19 protein-coding genes are annotated in these 22,229 nt (G+C 40.7%); 9 read left to right on the top strand and 10 right to left on the bottom strand.

What is annotated here, in order from left to right; genetic code table 11:
* From FD50_RS00720 to FD50_RS13055, 3 genes are all read right to left on the bottom strand, one after another.
* Nucleotides 1–1,806: a PTS mannitol transporter subunit IIBC gene (locus FD50_RS00720; RefSeq protein WP_056959538.1), complete on the bottom strand. Its 1,806-nt coding sequence runs from the start codon at nt 1,804–1,806 to the stop codon at nt 1–3.
* 440 nt (nt 1,807–2,246) lie between these two features.
* Nucleotides 2,247–3,728 (bottom strand): PTS transporter subunit EIIC, encoded by a 1,482-nt coding sequence (locus tag FD50_RS00710; RefSeq protein WP_082610382.1) that lies wholly within the window; start codon nt 3,726–3,728, stop codon nt 2,247–2,249.
* A gap of 4 nt (nt 3,729–3,732) precedes the next feature.
* On the bottom strand, nt 3,733–4,230 hold the full coding sequence (locus tag FD50_RS13055; protein WP_054757395.1) for a PTS sugar transporter subunit IIA: 498 nt from the start codon (nt 4,228–4,230) through the stop codon (nt 3,733–3,735).
* Between the two features lie 283 nt (nt 4,231–4,513).
* Here FD50_RS13055 and treR point away from each other — a divergent pair, with 283 nt between their 5' ends.
* The 4 genes from treR (at nt 4,514) to FD50_RS00685 (ending at nt 9,746) form a co-directional block, all read left to right on the top strand.
* On the top strand, nt 4,514–5,263 hold the full coding sequence (gene treR / locus FD50_RS00700; RefSeq protein WP_054757393.1) for a trehalose operon repressor: 750 nt from the start codon (nt 4,514–4,516) through the stop codon (nt 5,261–5,263).
* Nucleotides 5,260–6,939, top strand: coding sequence for an alpha,alpha-phosphotrehalase (gene treC / locus FD50_RS00695; RefSeq protein ID WP_056959536.1), 1,680 nt, complete (start codon nt 5,260–5,262; stop codon nt 6,937–6,939). Before treR ends, treC begins: the two co-directional genes overlap by 4 nt.
* 71 nt (nt 6,940–7,010) lie before the next feature.
* Nucleotides 7,011–8,378, top strand: coding sequence for an NAD-dependent succinate-semialdehyde dehydrogenase (locus tag FD50_RS00690; RefSeq protein ID WP_056959534.1), 1,368 nt, complete (start codon nt 7,011–7,013; stop codon nt 8,376–8,378).
* A 549-nt stretch (nt 8,379–8,927) separates the two neighbouring features.
* Nucleotides 8,928–9,746 (top strand): 2-keto-4-pentenoate hydratase, encoded by an 819-nt coding sequence (locus tag FD50_RS00685; RefSeq protein WP_228888129.1) that lies wholly within the window; start codon nt 8,928–8,930, stop codon nt 9,744–9,746.
* A 297-nt stretch (nt 9,747–10,043) separates the two neighbouring features.
* Here the strand turns inward: FD50_RS00685 and FD50_RS00680 are convergent, their stop codons facing one another.
* The 5 genes from FD50_RS00680 to FD50_RS00660 form a co-directional block, all read right to left on the bottom strand.
* Nucleotides 10,044–10,871, bottom strand: coding sequence for an undecaprenyl-diphosphate phosphatase (locus tag FD50_RS00680; RefSeq protein WP_056959530.1), 828 nt, complete (start codon nt 10,869–10,871; stop codon nt 10,044–10,046).
* Nucleotides 10,872–11,250: 379 nt separating this feature from the next.
* On the bottom strand, nt 11,251–12,210 hold the full coding sequence (locus FD50_RS00675) for an ABC transporter permease (protein WP_056959527.1): 960 nt from the start codon (nt 12,208–12,210) through the stop codon (nt 11,251–11,253).
* On the bottom strand, nt 12,207–13,289 hold the full coding sequence (locus FD50_RS00670) for an ABC transporter permease (RefSeq protein WP_056959525.1): 1,083 nt from the start codon (nt 13,287–13,289) through the stop codon (nt 12,207–12,209). The genes FD50_RS00675 and FD50_RS00670 overlap by 4 nt, the downstream gene beginning before the upstream one ends.
* 14 nt (nt 13,290–13,303) lie before the next feature.
* The gene (locus FD50_RS00665; protein ID WP_056959523.1) at nt 13,304–14,827 is read right to left on the bottom strand and encodes an ABC transporter ATP-binding protein; all 1,524 of its coding nucleotides are present in this window, start codon (nt 14,825–14,827) and stop codon (nt 13,304–13,306) included.
* 116 nt (nt 14,828–14,943) lie between these two features.
* Nucleotides 14,944–15,966 carry a BMP family lipoprotein gene (locus FD50_RS00660; protein ID WP_056959521.1) on the bottom strand — a complete coding sequence of 341 codons (1,023 nt, stop codon included), beginning with the start codon at nt 15,964–15,966 and terminating at the stop codon, nt 14,944–14,946.
* Between the two features lie 237 nt (nt 15,967–16,203).
* Between FD50_RS00660 and FD50_RS00655 the strand changes: the two genes are divergently transcribed.
* The 4 genes from FD50_RS00655 (at nt 16,204) to FD50_RS00640 (ending at nt 18,889) form a co-directional block, all read left to right on the top strand.
* Nucleotides 16,204–17,145 (top strand): nucleoside hydrolase, encoded by a 942-nt coding sequence (locus FD50_RS00655; RefSeq protein ID WP_056959519.1) that lies wholly within the window; start codon nt 16,204–16,206, stop codon nt 17,143–17,145.
* A 199-nt stretch (nt 17,146–17,344) separates the two neighbouring features.
* The gene (locus tag FD50_RS00650; RefSeq protein ID WP_054757850.1) at nt 17,345–17,674 is read left to right on the top strand and encodes an ArsR/SmtB family transcription factor; all 330 of its coding nucleotides are present in this window, start codon (nt 17,345–17,347) and stop codon (nt 17,672–17,674) included.
* 151 nt (nt 17,675–17,825) lie between these two features.
* Nucleotides 17,826–18,422 carry a TetR/AcrR family transcriptional regulator gene (locus tag FD50_RS00645; RefSeq protein ID WP_054757849.1) on the top strand — a complete coding sequence of 199 codons (597 nt, stop codon included), beginning with the start codon at nt 17,826–17,828 and terminating at the stop codon, nt 18,420–18,422.
* 206 nt (nt 18,423–18,628) lie between these two features.
* The gene (locus FD50_RS00640; RefSeq protein WP_054757848.1) at nt 18,629–18,889 is read left to right on the top strand and encodes a hypothetical protein; all 261 of its coding nucleotides are present in this window, start codon (nt 18,629–18,631) and stop codon (nt 18,887–18,889) included.
* A gap of 274 nt (nt 18,890–19,163) precedes the next feature.
* Here the strand turns inward: FD50_RS00640 and FD50_RS00635 are convergent, their stop codons facing one another.
* Nucleotides 19,164–19,718: a DNA-3-methyladenine glycosylase I gene (locus FD50_RS00635; RefSeq protein WP_056959517.1), complete on the bottom strand. Its 555-nt coding sequence runs from the start codon at nt 19,716–19,718 to the stop codon at nt 19,164–19,166.
* A gap of 218 nt (nt 19,719–19,936) precedes the next feature.
* Entirely contained in the window at nt 19,937–20,806 is an 870-nt protein-coding gene (locus tag FD50_RS00630) for a VOC family protein (protein ID WP_056959515.1), read from the bottom strand.
* A gap of 280 nt (nt 20,807–21,086) precedes the next feature.
* On the opposite strand from FD50_RS00630, the gene FD50_RS00625 reads away from it, so the two are divergent.
* Nucleotides 21,087–22,028, top strand: coding sequence for an NADP-dependent oxidoreductase (locus tag FD50_RS00625; RefSeq protein WP_056959512.1), 942 nt, complete (start codon nt 21,087–21,089; stop codon nt 22,026–22,028).
* Nucleotides 22,029–22,229 lie beyond the last annotated feature (201 nt).

The raw sequence follows: 22,229 nt of genomic DNA, 5'->3' as shown, positions 1-22,229 counted from the left end.
TTACGCTAAACGTTCTACAATATAACTGTATTCATCAGCTTCAAGCAGATTTTTAACAGTTACTACCTGGACCTCAGTATAACGTAATTTCAGATTTTTCTCCGCTTCAGGGGTCACAATTACTAAATGTTGTTTGCTATCTTCAAGTTCGTTGATCCCAAGATTTTTGACTGGTACTTGCTTACCGACTTTCTTCAGCCGATCTTTGAACAAAGATGCTGCCATTGTTGCGGATCCTTCTCGTTGATCATGATGGATAAAGTCGACTTCCGTAACCGCTGCATAATCAATTTCAGCTAACCGTTGATTTTTAGTTGGTTTTTCTTCATTCTTTTTTTGAATTTGTTTTTCCGGATTAAGTTGTGTTAATGCTTTAAGATTCAAAACAACTTGATCGTACTTTGGACTGCTCAAGAAATTATCCACAGCAATATGCATTGCGTTTGGTGTCTTTTGCAACGCACGATCCGCCAATTCTTCCTGAGTAATTACCAGCAAGCCATCTTCGTCTTTCAGGCGGCTAATAGCGGTGTTCGTAACTGGGATATCTGTGATACCTGCTTTTTTAACTTTGTCTCGCAGTAAAGATGCACCCATTGCAGAAGAACCCATGCCGGCATCACAGGCAAAAATAATTCTTTTGACATCTGCATATTCCTGTACTGCTTTTTCAGCACTTTGACCTGCTACTGGAGCAGCACCTTTAGATTCAGCTTTCATTTGGCTCATTTGTGCTTGCTTTTCAGCTAATTCATCTTCAGCTTTGCCATCAGACTTATCGGCTTTCAAAATAAGCGCAGCAACGATAAATGAAACAATTGCGGCAACCAAAACTCCAGCTAAGATCTTAAGATAGTTGCCTTTTGGTGTCATTAAAAGGATTGCAATGATTGATCCTGGAGAAGCTGCTGCTTTAACACCTGTGTCCAACAGGGAGAAGGTAAATGTCCCACTAACACCACCAGCAATTGCAGCAAAAATCAAAGCTGGTTTCATCAAGACATACGGGAAATAAATTTCATGAATTCCACCAAAGAATTCAATCAAGGCAGCACCTGGTGCAGAAGCCTTAGCAGCGCCTTTACCAAAGAGCATAAATGCCAACAAGATTCCCAGTCCAGGACCAGGGTTTGATTCAAGCAAGAAGAGCACTGATTTGCCTGACTGTGCAGCCTGTTGAATTCCTAGCGGAACTAGAATCCCATTTCCAATGGCATTATTTAAGAATAAGACCTTAGCCGGTTCAATCAGGATATTAGCCAAAGGCAACATGTGAACTGAAATAATCCAATCAACGCCCTTGCTCATTATCGTACTGCCAGCTGTTACCAATGGGTTAATTACAAAAACACCAAAGATTGCTAAAATCATTCCTAGGATTCCACTTGAGAAGTTGTTGTAAATCATCTCAAAACCAGACTTGATTTTATCTTGGAACATCTGATCAAACTTTTTGATGCACCAGCCACCCAGCGGGCCCATGATCATTGCGCCTAAGAACATTGGTACCTTAGCACCCACAATTACACCCATTACGGCAATTGCACCTACCACTGCTCCACGTTCTTCATAGACCATTCGACCACCGACATAGGCAATTAAAAGGGGAATCATATAATTAAGCATCGGGGTGATCAAAGTTGCAATTTGTTTATTCGGGAACCACCCAGCTGCCATAAAAATAGCTGTAACCAAGCCCCAAGCAATAATTGCGGCAATATTCGGCATGATCATTCCACTTAGGCTCGTTCCTAACTTCTGAATCTGAGTTTTAAGTGTTTTCTTCTTAGAGACTTTTGCTTCCATTGGAGTACCTCCTTTTTTTCTACACTCTTATTATAAAATCTAAATGTAAGCATTTACAATACACACTAACTGACACTGCGGCACACCTGTAAGTGACAAAGTTAATGAAACAATTCACAATTTTGAGAACCATTATCGGCTAAAAGGTACAGATTCTTGCGTCTCCACTGTAACGCGCTTTGCGGGATAAGTTAAGTAGAAGTGCAACACCCTGTGTTTAGCCTCCCAAAGACTAAGTTCGGCATTACAAAGTAACCCTTGGGCTTTGAAATTTTTACTTTCTTAAATCAAAAAATGAGCAGCATCAAAGCACCCAAAAGTCGCTTCAATGCTGCTCAGAAAAAGCCAGCTTTGTTTGGTTTGCAGGATTTAACTCAATTTAAGGCGGCCTGCAACCTGTCTAACTTGTTCCACATGAAACATTTTAATACTTTATTATCCTAAGCCTTTACAGTACCTTTCTTAGCAGGATTTTCCTTTTTTTCTACCTTTTCACTCATGACCATCTTGTCATTATAGCCCCAGAACCAAGTTACTAAAAAGCTGACGACAATCGCGGCCACGCTTGAAAGTAAGAAGGCGTAAAAACTGGTCAGTTGTGTTGGATTCTTAGGATCAAAGAAGGACGAAAATCCAATCAAAGAACCCGTAAATCCAAACATGTTACCATGCATTAAACCTGTAATAAAACCGGAAGCTGCTGAACCGATCAACCCAGAAATGAAAACTTTTCGATACCGTAAATTAACACCATAAATTGCGGGCTCTGTTACCCCACAGAAAGCTGAAATTGCTGCAGCAAAACCCAAGCCCTTCAGGTCTTCCTTTCTAGACTTAATTGCCACAGCCAAAACAGCTGCACCTTGGGAAACCATGGTACCCGAAATAATTGCGTTCAGTGCACTTTCGCCGCTCCCAGAAATTTGTTGTGCCACCAAAGGAACTACACCCCAATGAAGTCCAAAAATTACTAAGATTTGATAGAAACCACCGATTACCAGTCCGCCAAGCCAGCCAGAAGAATGAACTAACCAGTTAATAAAATCAGCAATCCCATTAGCTGCGCCTTGAATGATTGGTCCAGTGATAACAAGTGTTAATGCACTGACAACAAGGACTGTGATTAATGGTGTAAAAATCATCTGAAGATAACTAGGCAAATTTTTCTTAAGCCAACCACCAATCTCTTTGGCAAACCAAGCTGCCAAAATCATTGGAAAAATTGAATATGTGTAGTTTAAAAATTGAAAATCAAAGCCCCCGATGGAAAACATTGTTTTGAATTTAGTTCCCCATGTAATAATTTGCGGATAAGTTAAAACCCCTCCAATCACCGCCGTAATTACAGGGTCCCCTTTCATGTAGCGCGCAGCGGAAAAACCGACTAAAATCGGCAGAAAGAAAAATGCTGAATCAGCCATGGCGCTGATTGTTAAATAAAGAGTGCTTTTTACGTCAAGCAACGCCCCTAACTGCGGTAACGTTAATAATGCCAATATTCCTTTAATAATTCCGGCTGCCGCAATTACACCAATTACCGGAGTCATGGAACCTGTAATAACGCCAATCAACCTATTAATCCAACTCAACGGTCCTTGCTCCGCTTGCTGGCTTGTAGCAGCCTCACCTGTCGAATCTTTTCCGCCATCAAGCTTAGCTGCAAAGGCTGGCCCAAGTTCCTGCACAACTGCATCATAAACATTCTCCACCTCGTTTCCAATCACAACTTGGTATTGTCCCGAAGCTTTAATAACATCAATGACACCTGCAGTCGCTTTTAGATCTTGGTCTTTAGCAGCGCTTTCATCTTTTAGGTAAAAACGCAACCGTGTAATACAATGGATTAAGTTATCAATATTTTGCGGCCCACCAACATCGCTAATAATTGTTTTAGCCAGCCCTGTATAATCTTTCTTTGCCATAAGCTTACCCTTCTTTCTTTAATCTGATCGTTCCTACAACCTCACCTGCCGTACCGCTGTGTCCTTCATCAACCTCAAAATCGGCAACTGTGTCAGCTGAATTAGTAACCACAACGATAATAGTTGTTTTAAACCCCGCTTGGTTAATTTGTGCAAGGTCCATTTTGGCAACTGCTTGCCCTGCTCTAACTTTTTGTCCACGTGCCACATTCATCTCAAACGGCTTACCTTTTAATTCGACAGTGTCAATTCCTAGATGTACCAAAACCTCCAGTCCATTTGCGGTTTCAATTCCAAATGCGTGTTTCGTTTCAGCAACCATTGTGATTTTACCTGCAACTGGTGCAATAATCTCGCCTTCAGTTGGCTCAAGTCCGAATCCTTCACCCATACTTCCGCTTGAAAAAACAGCATCAGCAACTTCCGTTAACGCAACAACTTCTCCAGTTGCAGGTGAAAGGACCTGCGTCGTGACTGCTTTTTTCTTTCCAAATCCAAACATTAAAACCCCTCCTATAAATCCAGTTCAAATTAAATCGCTTTCATTAATAATTCACGTTTATCATAAAACTTGTATATACAGATGTCAACAATTAGCAACCTCGACAATTTTACAATTAAGCTTTGACTATCTAATAACCTGCAGATACGAAAAACAAGCAAATTATTGCCAAAAAATACAGCAGAAAACAACCTATAAACATGGTGGCAAATCATTGCTTGCCTGTATATACAGCTATGTTATAATATCTTCAAGAAAACGATTTCTAAAGGACGTGGTAGCCATGGGTCTCATTAATAAGCAAAATATGATTGCCCAAGATATTGCAATTAAAATTAAGCACAAGATATACGCTCCACAAACTTTTTTGCCTAGTGAACATAAACTTTGCGAATTATATGGTACTTCGCGGGAAACAATTCGAAAATCACTAGAACAACTTAATGAATTGGGCTTGATTCAAAAAATCAAGGGTAGAGGTTCTTTAGTATTAAATCTTCAGCGTTTTACTTTTCCAATTTCAGGAATTACCAGCTTCAAAGAGCTGAACCAAACTCTTGGGATGCATGCAAAAACTGTTGTCTTGCAGCTTGAAAAAACAATGGTGCCCACGTCATTGGCTGTTGGCTTGTCCAACGAACAGCCTGCTTTTTTTCTTGAAAGATTACGTCTAATCGATGGTGAACCAGATGTACTTGATCGCGATTATCTCCTTTCACCACCAGTTGAAAAACTACCCTACCAGGCCGCCGAAGACTCTATCTATGCCTACCTTGAAGAAGAATTAGGCTTTAAAATCTCCTATGCTACCAAAGAGATCACCGTTGAAAGTGCACCTGCAGCTGTAAGAGAAAAACTGAATTTGAGCGGTGAGGGCTTAGTGGTACTCGTTAGGAGCCTCACCTATTTGGCTGACACCTCTCTTTTTCAAATCACCGCCTCTTACCATCGGCCTGATAAATTCAAATTCACTGATTTTGCCCGTAGAAAAAGAATTTTAACTCACACTAAAGAAAGGAAGCCGCAATTATGAGCATCACAGCACAAGAACAAAATTTAGGTCGCAAAGTGATCTATCAAATCTATCCGAAGTCTTTTTATGATAGCAATGGCGATGGCATTGGCGATCTGCAGGGAATTATTGCCAAAATTCCTTATCTCAAAAAGTTGAATATTGATATGATCTGGTTCAATCCATTCTTTGTCTCCCCTCAAAATGATAATGGTTATGATATTGCGGACTACTATCAAGTTGACCCTCTTTTCGGAACAATGGCAGATTTTGAAGAATTGGCACAAAAGCTGAGTGCACTTAACATTTCAATTATGCTTGATATGGTTTTCAATCACTGCTCCACTTCTCATCCGTGGTTCCAAAAGGCGCTGGCGGGCGATCCAAAATATCGTGCCTACTTTTACATCAGACCACCTAAACAAGACGGTACCGCTCCTACAAATTGGCAATCTAAATTTGGCGGATCTGCATGGGGAAAATTTGGAACAAGTTCCGACTATTACCTGCATCTTTACGACCCTACTCAGGCAGATCTAGATTGGCATAACCCGGATGTGCGCCAAGAGGCTGCTAAGATTGTTAATTTTTGGCGCAAGAAAGGAGTTAAAGGTTTCCGTTTTGACGTAATCAACGTCACCGGCAAGCAGACTATCTTGCGCGACTCCACCGATCCTTTGCAGGAAAAAAAGCTCTATACCGACACACCTGTTGTCCATACTTATTTAAAAGAACTTAACCAGGCAAGCTTTGGCCAAGACCCTGAGATTGTTACGGTTGGAGAAATGTCTTCCACAACTGTCGCCAATTCAATTGCATACACTCAGCCCCAGAACCATGAATTGTCGATGGTTTTTACCTTTCATCACTTAAAAGTCGATTATCAAAATGGCAATAAATGGCAAACTGTTCCATTTGATTTTATGAAATTAAAAAAGTTACTCTTTGAATGGCAGCATGAACTTGACTTGCATGGCGGCTGGAACGCACTTTTTTGGAACAACCATGATCAACCGCGGGCGCTAAATCGGTTCGGTGATGTCCATAAATATCGTGAAAAATCAGCTGAGATGCTGGCGTTAGCACTTCATCTGCTGCGTGGAACCCCTTTTATTTATCAAGGAGAAGAACTCGGGATGACCGACCCAACATACTCGAAGATTTCCTCTTATCATGACATTGAGACCCGCAACGCTTATCATGAGCTTTTGCAAGCAGGTTATCCTGCGCAAAAAGCTTTCAAAGCTGTCTCATTAAAATCACGCGATAACAGCCGTACTCCAATGCAGTGGACTGCCGCTAAATACGCGGGATTTTCACAAGTTAAGCCCTGGTTGCTTCCTTCAAATCAAGCAACCATAAATGTCGCCCACGAATTGGCAGACGGAGAAATTTTTGCGTTTTACCAAAAGTTAATCAAACTGCGTAAGACAGAAGATATCATTGCCGGTGGGCACTTTGAAGCCCTCTTTGCCACTCATCCCCAAGTTTTTGCTTATCGGCGTTTCTTAGAGGAAGAACAACTAATTGTGCTCGCTAATTTTTATGGAAAAGAAACCGTTGTTAAGCTACCTCCAGCGTTACGCGGTACGTTCAAGCTGCTACTTGCAAATTATCCAATACCAAGTTATTCAGCAGTTCCTGCGCAGATTAAACTGCGCCCATATGAGGCTCTTGCTTTCAAGCTCATTTTGTAGCCAAACATTATATTTTCATCCTATCTCGATTACTCTTATAATTAGACCTGTATCAGAAAGGAGTAGTTTGAATGTCATATAAAGCAATCAATCCTTACAATGGGGAACTAATCCGTGAGTTTGCTGCAACCTCTGATCAGGAAGTTGAAGCTGCTTTAAAAAATGCGGAACTTTTCTACCAAACGGCTAAAAAGGAACCTATCTCCAAAAGAGCCGCGTTACTTGCACGTCTTGCAACTGAATTTACAGACCATCTTGAAAAATATGCACGTTACCTTACCACAAATATGGGAAAACGAATTGATGAGGCACGCAGCGAAGTTAAAAAAAATGCGGCCTTTGCAAATTATTATGTTCATGCTGGTGAGAAGGCCTTAAAAAATCAGACCTATTCAAACGCTGCTGGAAAAACCGCACAACTTGAGTTTAGCTCAATTGGTGCCATTCTTTCTGTTGAACCTTGGAACTTCCCGTATACTCAAATCATGCGTGTCTTTGCCCCTAACTTCATTCTTGGTAATCCAGTTTTGCTCAAACACGCCAGCATTGTGCCGGAATGTGCGCAGGCTTTCGAAGATGCTTGCCATGCAGCCGGATTGCCTGCCGGAGCTTTTAAAAACCTCTTCGTCGACTATGATCAGGTCAATAAAATTATTGCAGACCCACGTGTTCAAGGGGTTGCCCTGACAGGTTCTGAAAAAGCCGGAGCAACACTTGCCGCTGAGGCGGGTAAAAACCTTAAAAAATCAACTATGGAGCTGGGCGGTACGGATGTCTGCATTGTCTTAAATGATGCCGAGCTTGAGACTGCAATTGCCGGGGCAGTTTCTGCACGGCTTAATAATGCAGGCCAAGTCTGCACTGCCGCCAAACGTTATCTTGTTCAAAGTAAAATTTACGATAAGTTTCTCGCAGGTATCATTGCAGAGTTTAAGCAAAAAAAATTAGGCGATCCTTTGGATGAGCAGACAACACTTGCTCCCCTTTCTTCAAAAAAGGCACAACAGAATCTGCAAAAGCAAGTTGCAAATGTCCTTGCAGGCGGCTCTAAAGTCCTCTGGGGAGATCCAAGACCCGTCGAAGGTCCAGGAGCGTTCTTCAATCCTTTGATCATCACTGGCATGACTTTTGATAATCCAATGTATGACACTGAACTTTTTGGTCCAGTTGCCCAAATCTACAAAGTCGACACTGAAGCAGAGATGCTTAAGATTGCCAACCACTCAAATTATGGGCTGGGTGGCGCAATCTATTCACAAGATGCTCAACATGCACAACAGCTTGCCTCACAAGTTGAGACTGGGCAAATTGCAATTAATCAACCACTTTCGTCACATCCGGAATTTCCGTTTGGAGGCGTTAAAAAGTCCGGTTATGGTCGTGAGTTGAGTGATCTGGGGATTCGTGAATTCGCCAACATTAAAACTATCTTAAAATAATGAGTAAAAATTAAATTTTTTTGCTGAAAAATCATAAAAGGCCCTTGACTATCCTAAATATTCGCGTTAGCATACTGATAACAAATTAAATTCAAATGAGTTGCGTCGAGTAGGACAGTACTTTATGCTTGTGGAAAAGAGACTTACCGCTGCTGGGAAGGTAAGCGAACAAACGTAAAAGAAAATCACCTATGAGCTGCAAAGCGAAATCCGAAAGAGATTAGCCTTTGCTGGGTACTCCCATTATTGAGTACACAAATTCTTTAAGAGTTTGTAAGAGGCATGCTTTTTATTTTAAAAAAGAATGCAAATAAAAGGTGGTACAGCGTCCTTAACGCCCTTTGCTTAGTTCAAACTATGCAAAGGGCGTTTTTTATTTGAATTTATTAATAGAAAGGAAGTGAGGAATCATGCACGATGATGAAAGTGGTATTCAAAGAGACGATGATGGTAATATTCAGATTTCGAAGCTGAAGTACAATTGCGGCGGTTCCTCACTAGTGTGGGCAAACATTTAGGAACCGCTCTCAAAAAATGGAGGGGTTAATTATGAACCAAACACAAACTAAAGCAGCTACATCTTTGACAACTAAGCAAGCAAAATTTGCACAAGAACTTTTTACAGCTTATTCAACACGCACTCCGCTCAATATGGCAGACTGGGAAGGCACAGTTCAAGACGAAGCAACCGCCTATCTCGTCCAAGAGCGGCTAACTCAACTCAAAGAAGAAAAAGTTGCGGCTTATAAAGTCTCACTGACAAGCGCAGAGACACAAAAAATGTTTGCTTCGACTTCACCGCTTTATGGCGCACAGGTTGCAAGTCGGCTACGCCAATCACCAACAGAAGTTAGTCTTTCAGAATTAATGGAACCCTTAGTTGAAGTCGAACTTGAGTTTAGAGCCGTTCAGGAACTCAAGAGTACAGATTCGCTGACTGAGTTGATGGAAAAAACAACTGTTGCAGCAGGTCTTGAAGTTCCTGATTCCCGTTTTAAGGACTGGTTCCCGACCCTCTCAAAATATCTGGTAATGTCTGATGCTGCAGTCGGCGGACTCGTCCTTTATGGAACAGAAAAACCAACTACAGATGTCTTTAAGACCCCAGAAGAGCTAGCACAAGTGCATTGTGAGTTGCGCTGCAATGATCGTAAACTTAAAGAAGGCGTTTCTGCTGAAGTACTAGATAATCCTTTGAACTCACTTCATTGGCTTGTTACTAAGTTAGAGCAACAAGGACACCCGCTCACAGTCGGGCAACTTGTTTCGACTGGAACGTTTGTGTTGCCGCCTAAATTAACGGCTGGTAGGTGGAGTGCTAAATTTGATCACGGTTTAGGAAATGTTGATGTCACGGTGACAAAATAAAAAATGTGACAACTTTCGGGAGCTCTCGAGCACTAAGGTTAAATTGCTTGATAGTCGGACTGTGACTAGCTGCAATTTAGCGTTAGGCGCAGTGGGCTGATAGTTGGAGCATGTTAAAATAGAAATGTGACAACTTTCGGGAGCCCTCGAGCACTAAGGTTAAATTGCTTGATAGTTGGGCTATGACTAGCTGCATTAAATAAGGGGCTGTGACAAAAGTTAACTTTTGTCACAGCCCCACCTTTTATTCCGGATAAACGTGTTCCATAAACTCATTTTTATAAAGGTTTTTAATAATTAATGGAAAAATGCAAAGTAACCGATAACGACCACCCCTAAAACAATTCGGTACCAGCCGAAAGCTTTAAAGTCATTTTTCTTCACGTAGTTCAACAAGAAACGGATTGAAAGATATGCGATCACAAATGAAACCAGCACACCAACTGCCAAGACAACGCCTTGTAACCCTGCTAAAGAGCCGCCATGGTTGAAGTACTTATAAAGCTTTAAGAGTGAAGCTCCAAACATTGTCGGAATCGCCAAGAAAAATGAAAACTCTGTCGCAACAAATCTGGAAGTCCCAATCATAATTCCACCTAAGATTGTAGACCCTGAACGCGAGGTTCCAGGAATTAGCGCCAGAACTTGGAAAAGTCCAATTGCAATTGCTGTCTTATATGTAAGTGTATCTAAATTATCATATTTAGGAGCAATATTTTTATTACGATTTTCAATCACGATGAAGAGAACCCCATAAATGATCAAAGCCATCGAAACAACAAACCAGTTCATCAGATGCTCATCCATCCAGTCGTTCAGGGGAAAACCAACAATGACCGAAGGAATAATCGCAATAATCACTTTTTTCCATAACGTCCATGTTTTCTTGCGTTCAATTACAGACTTGCGCGGAGACAATGGATTTAATTTGTGGAAATAGATCACAACAACAGCCATGATTGCTCCTAATTGAATAACCACATTGAACATGTCAACAAACTGTTTGGACTGTTGCAACTTAATGAATTCGTCAACAAGTACCAGATGCCCGGTTGAACTAATCGGCAGGAATTCAGTCACACCTTCGACGATTCCCAAGATAATCGCTTTAATAATGTCAAGCATAAAAATTTTCTCCTTCATCAACAATTAATGTTTTACTGTTTCATAATACTGCATTTGTGAACAATAGACAATTTGCGTCATGATCTTTAAGGGGAATATTAATAAACAGGAACAAAAATGGAGTTTTTTCAACACAAAGCTTAGGGGCTGTGACAAAATTTAACTTTTGTCACAGCCCCTCTTTTATTCCGGATAAACGTGTTCCATAAGTCAAAATCTTCCGTCTGACTTTCCAATTACTCATAGCAAAGTACTCGCTATATTCGTAATTTCGAGTTAGTACTCAAATTTTCCCGACTTATGTCACACTCTCATTAATATTCAGAACTTTTTAGTAACAGCGACATTGTAAATAGTCCTAACGCTTATCCACTAATTATTACTTACCTTTTATATAATTCTGTCCATCGGCTGCTGGGGCAACTGCCTTACCCAAGAAAAAGACTAGTACGATTACAGTAATCGCATAAGGAGCAATCTGGAACCAAACTGAATTCACGTGCGAAAGTACTGGAATATAGCCCCCAATAATCGGCAGACTTTGAGCTAGCCCAAAGAAGATTGCCGCACCGGTTGCACCTAATGGATTCCATTTTCCAAAAATCATCGCGGCCAATGACATAAAGCCTTGACCAGAGATTGTGCTTGCAGAAAAGTTCAGTGTAATTGATTGTGCCATTACAGCTCCACCAATCCCGCCTAAGAAGCCTGACAGCAGAACTCCTAAATAACGATAGGTCCCGACATTAATTCCGAGTGTATCCGCTGCAGTCGGATTTTCACCAACTGAGCGCAATCTTAACCCTATGTTTGTCCGATAAAGGAAATACCAGCTGGCAATCCCCACAAGAACTGCTAAAAAAGCCACTAATGATGTCCGGGTGAAAAGGACTTTTCCTATAAAAGGAATCTGCGACAGCACTGGAAAAGTAAAGGTTCCCATGCTTTGATCAAGCACTGGCGTCTGGCCCTTTCCACTGTAAAAAATACGGGTTAAAAAGACGCAAAGTGCGGGTGCCATTAAGTTCAAAACAGTCCCACTAATAATATGATCCGCTCTAAAGTTAATAGTTGCGACCGCATGCAAAATCGAAAAGAGCAGTCCGAAAACAGCACCTACCAACAGTGAAATCCAGGGAGTTGCACTTCCAAGTACATTTGCAAATGCAAGATTGAAAACTGTACTGCTAAAAGCACCTACAATCATCATTCCTTCTAACCCAACGTTCACTACTCCACTGCGTTCAGAAAAGGTTCCACCAAGCGCTGTAAAAATCAAGGGTGCTGCGTATATTAAAGTTGTCGAAAAAACCGTCATTAAAATTGTTGTTAAACTCATTTATCCGCACCCTCTTTCTTAGCCTGTTGTTTCCTGGTAAGCCAACTCTTTTTTAAAAAGCGCTCAAAAACATACTTAATTGCAACAAAGAAGATGATTGCAGCAATCACGATTTCAACAATTTCACTAGGAGTATTTGAGTAAACGGAAATGCTCAAACCGCCAATTTGCAATGCTGAAAAAAGCAGCGCTGCAAAAACAATTCCAATTGGATTTTCAGCCGCCAACAATGCAACCGCCATTCCATTAAACCCGACGTTAGGCAGGTTATTAGAAACTGAGATATTCTGGAAATTGCCCAAACCGTCAATTGCGCCACCTAAGCCGGCAAGCACACCTGAAAGCAGCATCGCAATCACGATTGTTCTTTTGACATTCACACCAGCATATTTTGAGGCCGCTTCGTTAATTCCGACAGCTTTGATCTCAAAACCAGAACGTGTCTTGTTAAAGTAGATCCAGACAAGTCCCACAATTACTAATGCAATGAAAAAGCCCCAATTAAAAGTTGAATTGTGTGTCAATTCCTGCAAAAAATGCGTATTCAAACTTGCTTTACGTGCAATATTCGGGGAAGAATCGCTCCCCTTGGCAGCTAGCCAATTTTTAACTGCAAAGTTGACAAAATACAGTGCAATATAGTTCAACATAATCGTCGTAATAACTTCGCTTGTCCCAAAATATGCCCGCAAGACTCCGGCAATCAACGACCAGATTCCTCCAGCCAATGCGCCACAAAGCAAAGCTCCTATAATCAAAATAATTCCTGGTAGCTGTGAAAAATGAAGTGCAAAAGCAATTGTACCGAACCAACCCATTAGATATTGCCCTGGCCCACCAATATTAAAGAAACCTGCCTTGCTAGCAACTGCAAAACCCAGCCCTGTCAGAATCAACGGAATCATGTTTCGGAGTGTCTCACCAATGGAATAAATATCTCCTAGTGAGCCAACCAACAAGTTTTGATAATTCTGTAGTGGATCGTAACCAAACACCAACATCGCAATCGCGCCGACTATAAAACCCGCGATAATCGAGATCAATGCCGTGGATAATCCTTTAAATGATTTATTAAACACGCCTCATTACCTCTCTATCTGTTTTGCGAAACTGGTGTCTTACCAGCCATCATTAATCCTAATTCTTCGCTAGATGTGTGCTGCGGATCAATCTCTCCGACAATCTGTCCTTCATGCATAACGACAATTCGATCAGACAATTTCAAGATTTCATCTAGTTCAAAACTGACCAATAACACAGCCCGCCCGGCATTACGCTGCTCAATGATCTTTTCATGAATATATTCAATCGCACCAATATCGACTCCACGTGTTGGGTTCGCTGCAATCAACAATGCAGGATTTTTAGCGATTTCACGTGCGACAATTACTTTTTGCTGATTCCCACCCGAAAGATCGCCTACAAATTCGGTTTCACTCTGAGAACGAATATCAAAATCCTTAATCAGCTGCTTGCCAGTCTGATTAATCAGCTTATAATTCAAAAAACCGTGTTTACTAGCCGGTGCATGATAATAGTCTTTGAGTGCCAGGTTTTCCGCAATTGTCAATGGTAAGATCAAGCCAACATTTTGGCGATCTTCTGGAATACAGCCCACGCCTTCTTCTGAAATTTTTCTTGCTGAGGCATTTTGCAGTTGTTTGCCGTTAACCTTGATACTGCCTTTTTTTACCCTGCGCAGACCAGTCAGAGCTTCAATTAATTCACTTTGACCATTACCATCTACACCTGCAACCCCCACAATTTCACCTTCATGGACTGTCAAATCCACACCTGCAACTTTAAGCTGTTTGTGCGCTTCAACGTTAAGTCCCTTAACTTCAAGAACTGGTTTTTCCTGAGCCATTTTTTGTTTATCAAGCGCAAAGTTAAGCTTTCGCCCAACCATCATTTCTGCAAGTGCCTCTTCCTTGGTCGCGCTAACCTCAACAGTCGCAATGACTTTCCCCATTCGAATAACCACGCAACGATCAGCAACCTCTTTGATCTCCTTTAGCTTATGGGTAATAAAAATTACTGCTTTTCCTTCAGCCGCTAAAGCCCGCAGAATTTTGATTAACTGATCGATCTCTTGCGGCGTTAACGCGGCAGTTGGTTCATCGAAAATAAAAACATTTGCCTGACGGTAAAGGGCCTTCATGATCTCAACACGCTGCTGCATTCCGACTGTAATATCGCGTACTTTAGCCTTTAAATCGATATCAAGCTGATATTTTTGCGCCAATGCTTGAATAGTGGCGGCAGCCTTTTGATAGTTGATAAAAGACCCTTTAGTCGGTTCATCACCTAAAATAATATTCTCAAGGACTGAAAATGCAGGAATCAGCATAAAATGCTGATGAACCATGCCAATCCCCAATTTTTTCGCATCTCGCGGATTGCTCATGACCGCTTTTTTCCCATTAATCAAGATTTCCCCAGCCGTCGGGGTCAATAATCCTGAAAGCATCCCCATTAATGTCGATTTTCCAGCTCCATTTTCTCCTAATAGGGCAAGGATCTCACCCTTCTTCAGCTGCAACGAGATATCGTCGTTGGCCTTGTAGTCCCCAAACTTTTTGGTGATATGCTTTATTTCAACAACGTAGTCTTCCATGCGGTCCTCCTTTTGTCAATAGTTAAGCAACATGCAGTAAAATGGTGAAGTATTGGTCGTAATCTCCAACGCTTCACCATTTGTAACTGCGCAACAATCATAATACCTAATATTCTTTATTTAGCTGCGACCTTAATTGTCCCATCTTTAATCTTTTGCTGATAACTCTGAACAACTTTCCAAGCACTCGCAGACATATTATCGTTCACAATCCCAACACCGTTATCTTCAAGGTCATATGTGACTACCTTGCCGCCAGGGAATTTGTTCTTCATTGCCTGATTTGAAAGATCTTTAACAGCTGTGCCAACCTTCTTAACAGCAGATGCTAAGGTAACATTGCCACCTTTATAAGCACCATCAGCCTTTTGGTCTTGGTCAACACCAATTACCCAAACCTTCTTGCCATTCTTGGCAGAGTTTTTAGCAGCCGTAAAGACTCCTGCACCAGTTCCACCTGCTGCATGGAAAATAACATCTTCATTATTATTGAACATTGCAGTTGCTAAAGACTGACCTACGTCAGCTTTAGTAAATGAACCAGCGTATTTCACATCAACCTGAATGTTAGGGTTAACGGCTTTGACACCTTGTTTAAAACCGGCTTCGAAGGTCTTAATAACATCACTTTGAATCCCACCAACAAAACCAACTTTATTTGTTTTAGTTGTCTCAGCTGCCGCAACACCAGCTAAAAATGATGATTGCTCCGTCTTGAAGGTTACAGAAGCAACATTCTTGTGTCCGGTCACGACTGAATCAATAATTGCAAAATTAGTGTTTGGGTTTGCTTTTGCGGCTGAACTGATCGCATTATCTAATTTGTAGCCAATTCCGAAAATAGTAGCGTATTTAGCCTTTATCAACTTGTTGATGTTTGGCAGAAAATCAGAGTCATCGCTCGACTGTGCATAATTATAACCGTTAAGACCCTTTTGTAAATTGTGGCTTTTACCCCAGCTTTGTAGGCCTTCCCATGCAGATTGATTGAAAGACTTGTCATCGATTCCACCACCATCTGTCACTAAAGCAGCTGAGTGTTTTGTTCCTTTATTAGTTGCCGCGTTATTGCCACAACCAACAAGGATAGTCCCGACCATCATTGTTGCTGCCAAAAATGCCATTACTTTTTTCTTCACTGAAATACAGCCCCCAAATTCTTAATTAAACTTTAACTATGAAAAAGTATACAGTAGTCATACTCTAAAATCAATATGTTTTGCAAATTATTTTTTTAATCGTTCGCCTTTTTAAAAAGATAGGTTCCTAAAAAAGTAAATATCCTAAAGTTAGCCATGTTTTGACGAACACTAACATATTCGGTATAATCTAAATAATTATTGCTATTACTTCTATAATTAAGGAGTTACTTGACTATGACAGAAAAAGTGTACTTTAACCACGATGGCGGCGTTGACGATTTAATTTCTCTTTTCCTCTTGCTTCAAATGGAAGATGTCGAACTTGTTGGTGTCGGAGCAGTCGACGCAGACAGTTACGTCGGTCCAGCAGCTGAAGCCAGCCGAAAAATTATTGATCGGTTTGGTCACGCGCAAAAACTGGCGGTCGCAATTTCCGATTCACGTGCAGTTCATTCTTTCCCTAAAGAATGGCGTTTGGCTGCGTATTCAGAAAATGCACTCCCAATTTTGAATGAAGCAGGTACCATCATGACTCCGATAAGCCCAGAGCCTGCCCATCTTGACTTGCTCCATAAACTGCAGCAGACAACTACCCCACTTTCCTTGGTTTTCACAGGACCTTTAACCGATCTGGCACGTGCCTTGCAAATTGATCCTACAATTGAAAAGAAGATTAAGCGGCTTGTGTGGATGGGCGGGACCTTCCTTGAGCGCGGAAACGTCGCCGAACCTGATTCCGATGGAACACAAGAATGGAATGCTTTTTGGGACCCGGCAGCAGTAAAAACCGTTTTTGACACTCAAATTCCATTAGAACTGGTCAGCCTTGAAAGCACCAATAATGTCCCGCTCACACAAGAAATCCGCCAACATTGGGCAGCCCAGCGGCGCTTCACCGGACTAGATTTCATTGGAAACAGTTACGCACTTGTCCCTGAATTAAGATTGTTTGAAACAAATTCAACCTATTATTTATGGGACGTGCTGACAACCTGTTACTTCTTTGCTGCTGATATTGTAAAGACCAAAGAAATTACGTGTGCTGTTAATACTTCCAGTCCCAGCGATGGCAGAACTTACCTAGACCCTAACGGACGGCCTGCTAAATTAATCTATGACGTTTCTCACGAAAAGTTTTTTGCACTAATTGACCGCTTAGCGCGTAAAGTCGATTAAAGAATCGCTATAATGCCTTGAGTTTCATATTTTGGAGTACACCTCTTTTTAAACACTGCTACTTTAGGTATAATGAGAAAAGAACATTCCAAACCCGAGCATTTTACCTTCTTGCATCTTCACAAAAATGACACTGGGTAAGACAAATGCGGTCACGGAACCTTTTTCTTGAACTTGAGCTTATCCAAAGGTGGCAGTCATGACAAAAGCAAACGAGCATGAATTACCAAGCAATTTTGAATTAGAAAAAAGTGTACAGCTTTTCAAAGCTTTCGGGGATCAGACACGCTACAAGATTCTTTTCCTGCTGGCTGACAAATCGCTGTCAGTTAATGAAATTGCCGAAGAAATCGGCATTTCACAATCTGCAACTTCGCATCAGCTCAAACTGTTGCGGCAAACTGAACTGGTCCGCGGTATCCGTGCTGGTCAAAAAATAAATTATCAGCTGTCTGATCAACATATTATCACGATCTTTGAACAGGTCAGAGAACATGTCAGAGAAAGAGATCCTTATCATCGCAGTTAACAAAAAATCTCCACGATTAAAGCTTTCGCTTTAATTTTGGAGATTTTTTATTGTTTAAGAACAATTAGTATCTTAATTGAGTACCTGTTATAATAACAATAAAATACGCTAATAAGCTTTTAGTACCTTATCTTTAAAGGAGATTATTTCTATGACACAAAAACGTCGGCGCGGCGAAGAACTTGAACAGGCAATCTACCAAGCAGCCTTGGAGCTTTTAAAAACCAAGGGTGTCGCCAATTTGTCCTTCTCAGAGGTAGCAGCTTTAGCTCAAACCAGCAAATCAGTAATCTACCGCAGATGGGATTCTCCATTTTCCTTAGCCATTTCAGCTATTCAAGCTAAGATCATCGCAGAAAACAGCGGGCGCACCGACGAATTAATTCTAACAGGAAAATCATTACGCGCAGATTTATTACAATTATTGCAGCGTTTTATTGTCAGTATGCAGACTTTTAAAGATTCTAACATTGTTGAGTTATTAGGTGCTGCAAACCAGAAACAAAATAGCACTGTAAAAAAACTGATCAATGAAGGAAATGCAATTGATGTTAAAGCAATTGACCATGTCTTGGAACGCGCGAAAAAACGTGGTGAGGTAACTACCGTAGCATTTCCAGTTGAGGTTAAATTGTTGCCGTTTAATTGGCTACGCTACCATTTATTTATAAACGAACATTTTACAGCACGCCAGCTCACGATCCTGATTGATAATATTTTACTGCCAGTTTATCAAGCCGTTGTTTAAAAAAATAAATTATCTCAGTTTGATTGCTACTGTGCTAAATCTCATGCAGCAGTTTAGAAACTGACCTACAAAAGACGTAAAATCTGCGCTAGAACTCGTTTAGCTGCTGAATTAACACCAGCATACAAAGATTAACACCGTTTTAACACCAACTTTTGTATTATAGCTATGGTTAAAATTAACGCTGTACAAAAGAGGTGTTGGACATGGTAATTAAATATTACTATCACAACGATTCAAAGCTTTATACTCAAGCAGAAATCGTTTCATTACTTAAAGATGACTTTGTAAAAGAAAAAGCTGGCTGTATCCAAAGTGTTTCCGGTGATTTTTTTCTTTCAGATATTACTTTTTATTATTGCTTTGACCGTCAACATAAATTTCAAGTTGATTATGCTTTTTCTGATGCTGTCCCACTTAGTACACGAATATTTTGGGAAAAATTAATGCACACATTGACAGCTTAAAAGAAAGTGCGCGACTTTTGTCCCAAACCCTTATACCATACTTTTTGCATAATTACGTTTAAACTCAGGAAAAAAAACGAGAAAACCTGCCTAGAGCTTTCAAGTTTGATTAAGCTAAGTGGCTATTGCCAAGTTTCACTAGATATTTTATTAAAAGTTGCTGAAATTTCAGTGACGATCAACATTTAACTCTAAAAAAGTGTGATCCCTCTGCATTTGCTTTGAGCAATTTCCAGTTAATCTTTAAAAGTTGCCAACTTATGTCACACTTTTTTTAATGCTGATGCCGAAAACAAGTTACCACGTGATCATTGATTAACCCTGCTGCCTGTAAAAAAGAATAGGTAATCACCGGTCCGGCAAATTGAAAACCATCACGTTTCATTTGCTGACTAATCTTTTTAGCCAAACCATTAGTACTAGGAACTTCAGTGTGGGTTTGATATTGATGCACAATTGGCTGATAATCAACAAATTGCCACATGTAATCATTAAAGCATGTTCCAGCAGCAGCTAGTTTAACAACAACTTGTGCATTATTAATGATTGCCAGCAATTTACGCTGATTGCGGATAATAGCTTTATTAACCATTAATTGTGGTAACTTGGCTTGAAAATTTTGAACTTGTTTAACATCAAAATCAGCAAAAGCAGTTTTAAATGCTGCACGTTTATTTAAAACAGTTTGCCAACTAAGACCCGCTTGCATGATCTCAAGCGACAGGAGTTCAAATAACTTGTGCTCATCATGACAGGGCATCCCCCACTCTTGATCATGATATTCCTTTAGAAGTTCATTACCTGTATTGGCCCAAGAACAACGTTCCATTAATAAATAACCTCCCTAAAAAATCATTAGCTTGATGATTTTCTTTATATCTCATAATGTCCATTGTAGCTCAACAAGGACCACTTTTTTAAATTTTAGACTACTTTCCACAAAAAACAGCTAATACAAAAATACTCAGAAACAAAAAGGGGTGTGCATTAAGCATAAACAGCACTAGACACCACATTCCATCTTGAAAAAAGACCAGCGTAATCCAATTACACCTCAAATTTTAGCTTAATACCGCTAGGATCCGTCAAAGCTACACTCGTAGAATCAATTGTTTTAAAGGCCGTATTATTTTCCTCCAAATGGGCACCCAGCCGCTCAAGTTCTGCTAGATTCTCTACGGTAAAACTAACATAGTCCAAACCCACATCCCCTGCGTCCATTGCAGGCAAGTTGCGCCCATTCCAAATATTAGTCCCCACGTGATGGTGATAATCGCCAGTGGCAAAAAACTTCGCCTGCCGCCCAAAATTATTTTTAAGCGACATCCCAAGGATCGTTGTATAAAAAAATTCTGTTTTGTCCAAATCTGCAACTTTAAGATGTACATGACCAAGCTGGGTTGCATTCGGAAAACCTACCCATTTCTGATCAGCGGCTGCAATAACTCCAGTAGCATCCAGCTCACCGGTGGTTCCTCGAATTTCTCCATCAGGAAGAATATCCCATTCACTACGCGGTTTATCACGATAAACTTCAATGCCATTTCCTTCAGGATCAGTTAAATAAAGTGCCTCGCTATATCCATGATCACTTGCACCAATCAAAGGAGCTTTGTGCTGCAAATAAAACAATAAAGCATTGCCTAAAGCTTTACGCTGCGGCAAAAGAAATGCAACATGATATAATCCTGTTTTTCGACTGACCGTTAAAGATGCGTTGATCTGTTTTAAAATCAACAATGGTTGCGAATTCCCCGGTACCCCCAAGAAGCTTTGTGTTACGCCACGTGTCAATAACCTTAATCCGATTACTTGCTGATAAAAGTCGGTTACTTTAGCAAGATTTGAGACTTTCAAGACCACGGTTCTAGGGTGAGTAGCAGCTGATAGTTGAAAATCCGGAATAATAACTGTCATTTTTTTCTCCTATTTTCTGATAATAGATTTGATATTAGCTATTATATATACTTACTATAGATAAGCGAAGTCTTTAGGCTTGGCTACTCCAATTCACACAGCGGTTAAAAGTTTCCCCCGGAAAATGCCACTCTATTTGCAAGTTTTTTGTTAGCATAAAAGTGCGGATGTTTCGAAGAAGACTGGCTTAACCAAACTTAATAATTGAATAAACCACCCTCAACTTAGTATAATTAACTTATTTAAAGTGTGTAAATTCAAAAGACAGGAGCGTTACCCTATGAAAGCCGCAATTATCCAGCAATACGGTACTGCAGATCAATTAGAAGTGGTTGCTAATATTCCAACTCCCACCATTCAAGCAGATGAGGTACTCGTCGAAAATTATGCCATCAGCATTAATCCAATTGACTATAAGGCGCGTCAAGGTTTAATGCAGCATCTGTTTAAATGGCAATTTCCAGTTATCTTAGGCTGGGATCTGGCAGGAAAAGTAGTTGCCATTGGCAGCGCCGTTACGAATTTCAAAGTGGGGGATGCAGTTTTTGCACGTCCCGATATCGACCCCCGTGGTAAAAATGGTAGTTATGCTGAATATACAGCAGTCAAAGCCGATAAATTAGCTTTGAAGCCCCAAAATATTAGCTATGCAGCTGCATCCGCCGTCCCTTTAGCTGGTCAAACAGCATTGCAAATGTTGCGCAAACTTGAAATCAAATCCGGTCAAAAAGTCTTAATTCAAGCAGGGGCCGGCGGGGTCGGCATGTACGCTATTCAATTAGCCAAACAAGCTGGGGCCCACGTTGTCACGACCGCCAGCCAAGCTAACCATGACTTCGTTATCAGTCTAGGTGCTGATCAAGTGATTGACTATCACAAAAATAACATCCAAGATGTTTTAACTGACTTTGATGCTGTTTTAGACACCGTCGGCGATGTAGCTGGTGGAATTTCAATTTTAAAAAAGGGCGGACGCTTTTTAACGATTGCCGCCTCACTTTCAAAAGAGCAGCAGCATAGTCCTGGTAAAGTTGTTATGAGCGGCTGGGTAGCTCCCAATAGTCAAGATTTAACAACGTTGGCAAACTATATCGCCAACCGAAAAATTAAAATTGTGCTAGATTCAACATTCCCATTCACAACTGCAGGCATGCGCGCGGCACACATACGCAGCGAAACTCATCACGCACGCGGAAAAATTGTGGTTCAAATAAAAAACTAAAATCAGCAAAAACGGCATTAAGGATACTGATACACAATTAGGATGGTACGGTGCTCCAATTTGCTAATCCGGCTTAACAGCTTCACTCTTCGATAAATTTATTTCTAATTTTAAATCTGCTTTATACTAAAAAAACTGAGAGTGCGACATAAGTCGGGAAAATTTGAGTGCTAACTCGAAATTGCGAACATCGTGAGTACT

Source organism: Liquorilactobacillus satsumensis DSM 16230 = JCM 12392 (assembly GCF_001435195.1).
GTDB classification, from domain to species: Bacteria; Bacillota; Bacilli; order Lactobacillales; family Lactobacillaceae; genus Liquorilactobacillus; species Liquorilactobacillus satsumensis.
The sequence above is the reverse complement of the archived record's forward strand: the minus strand, read 5'-3'. Positions and strand labels throughout refer to the sequence as shown.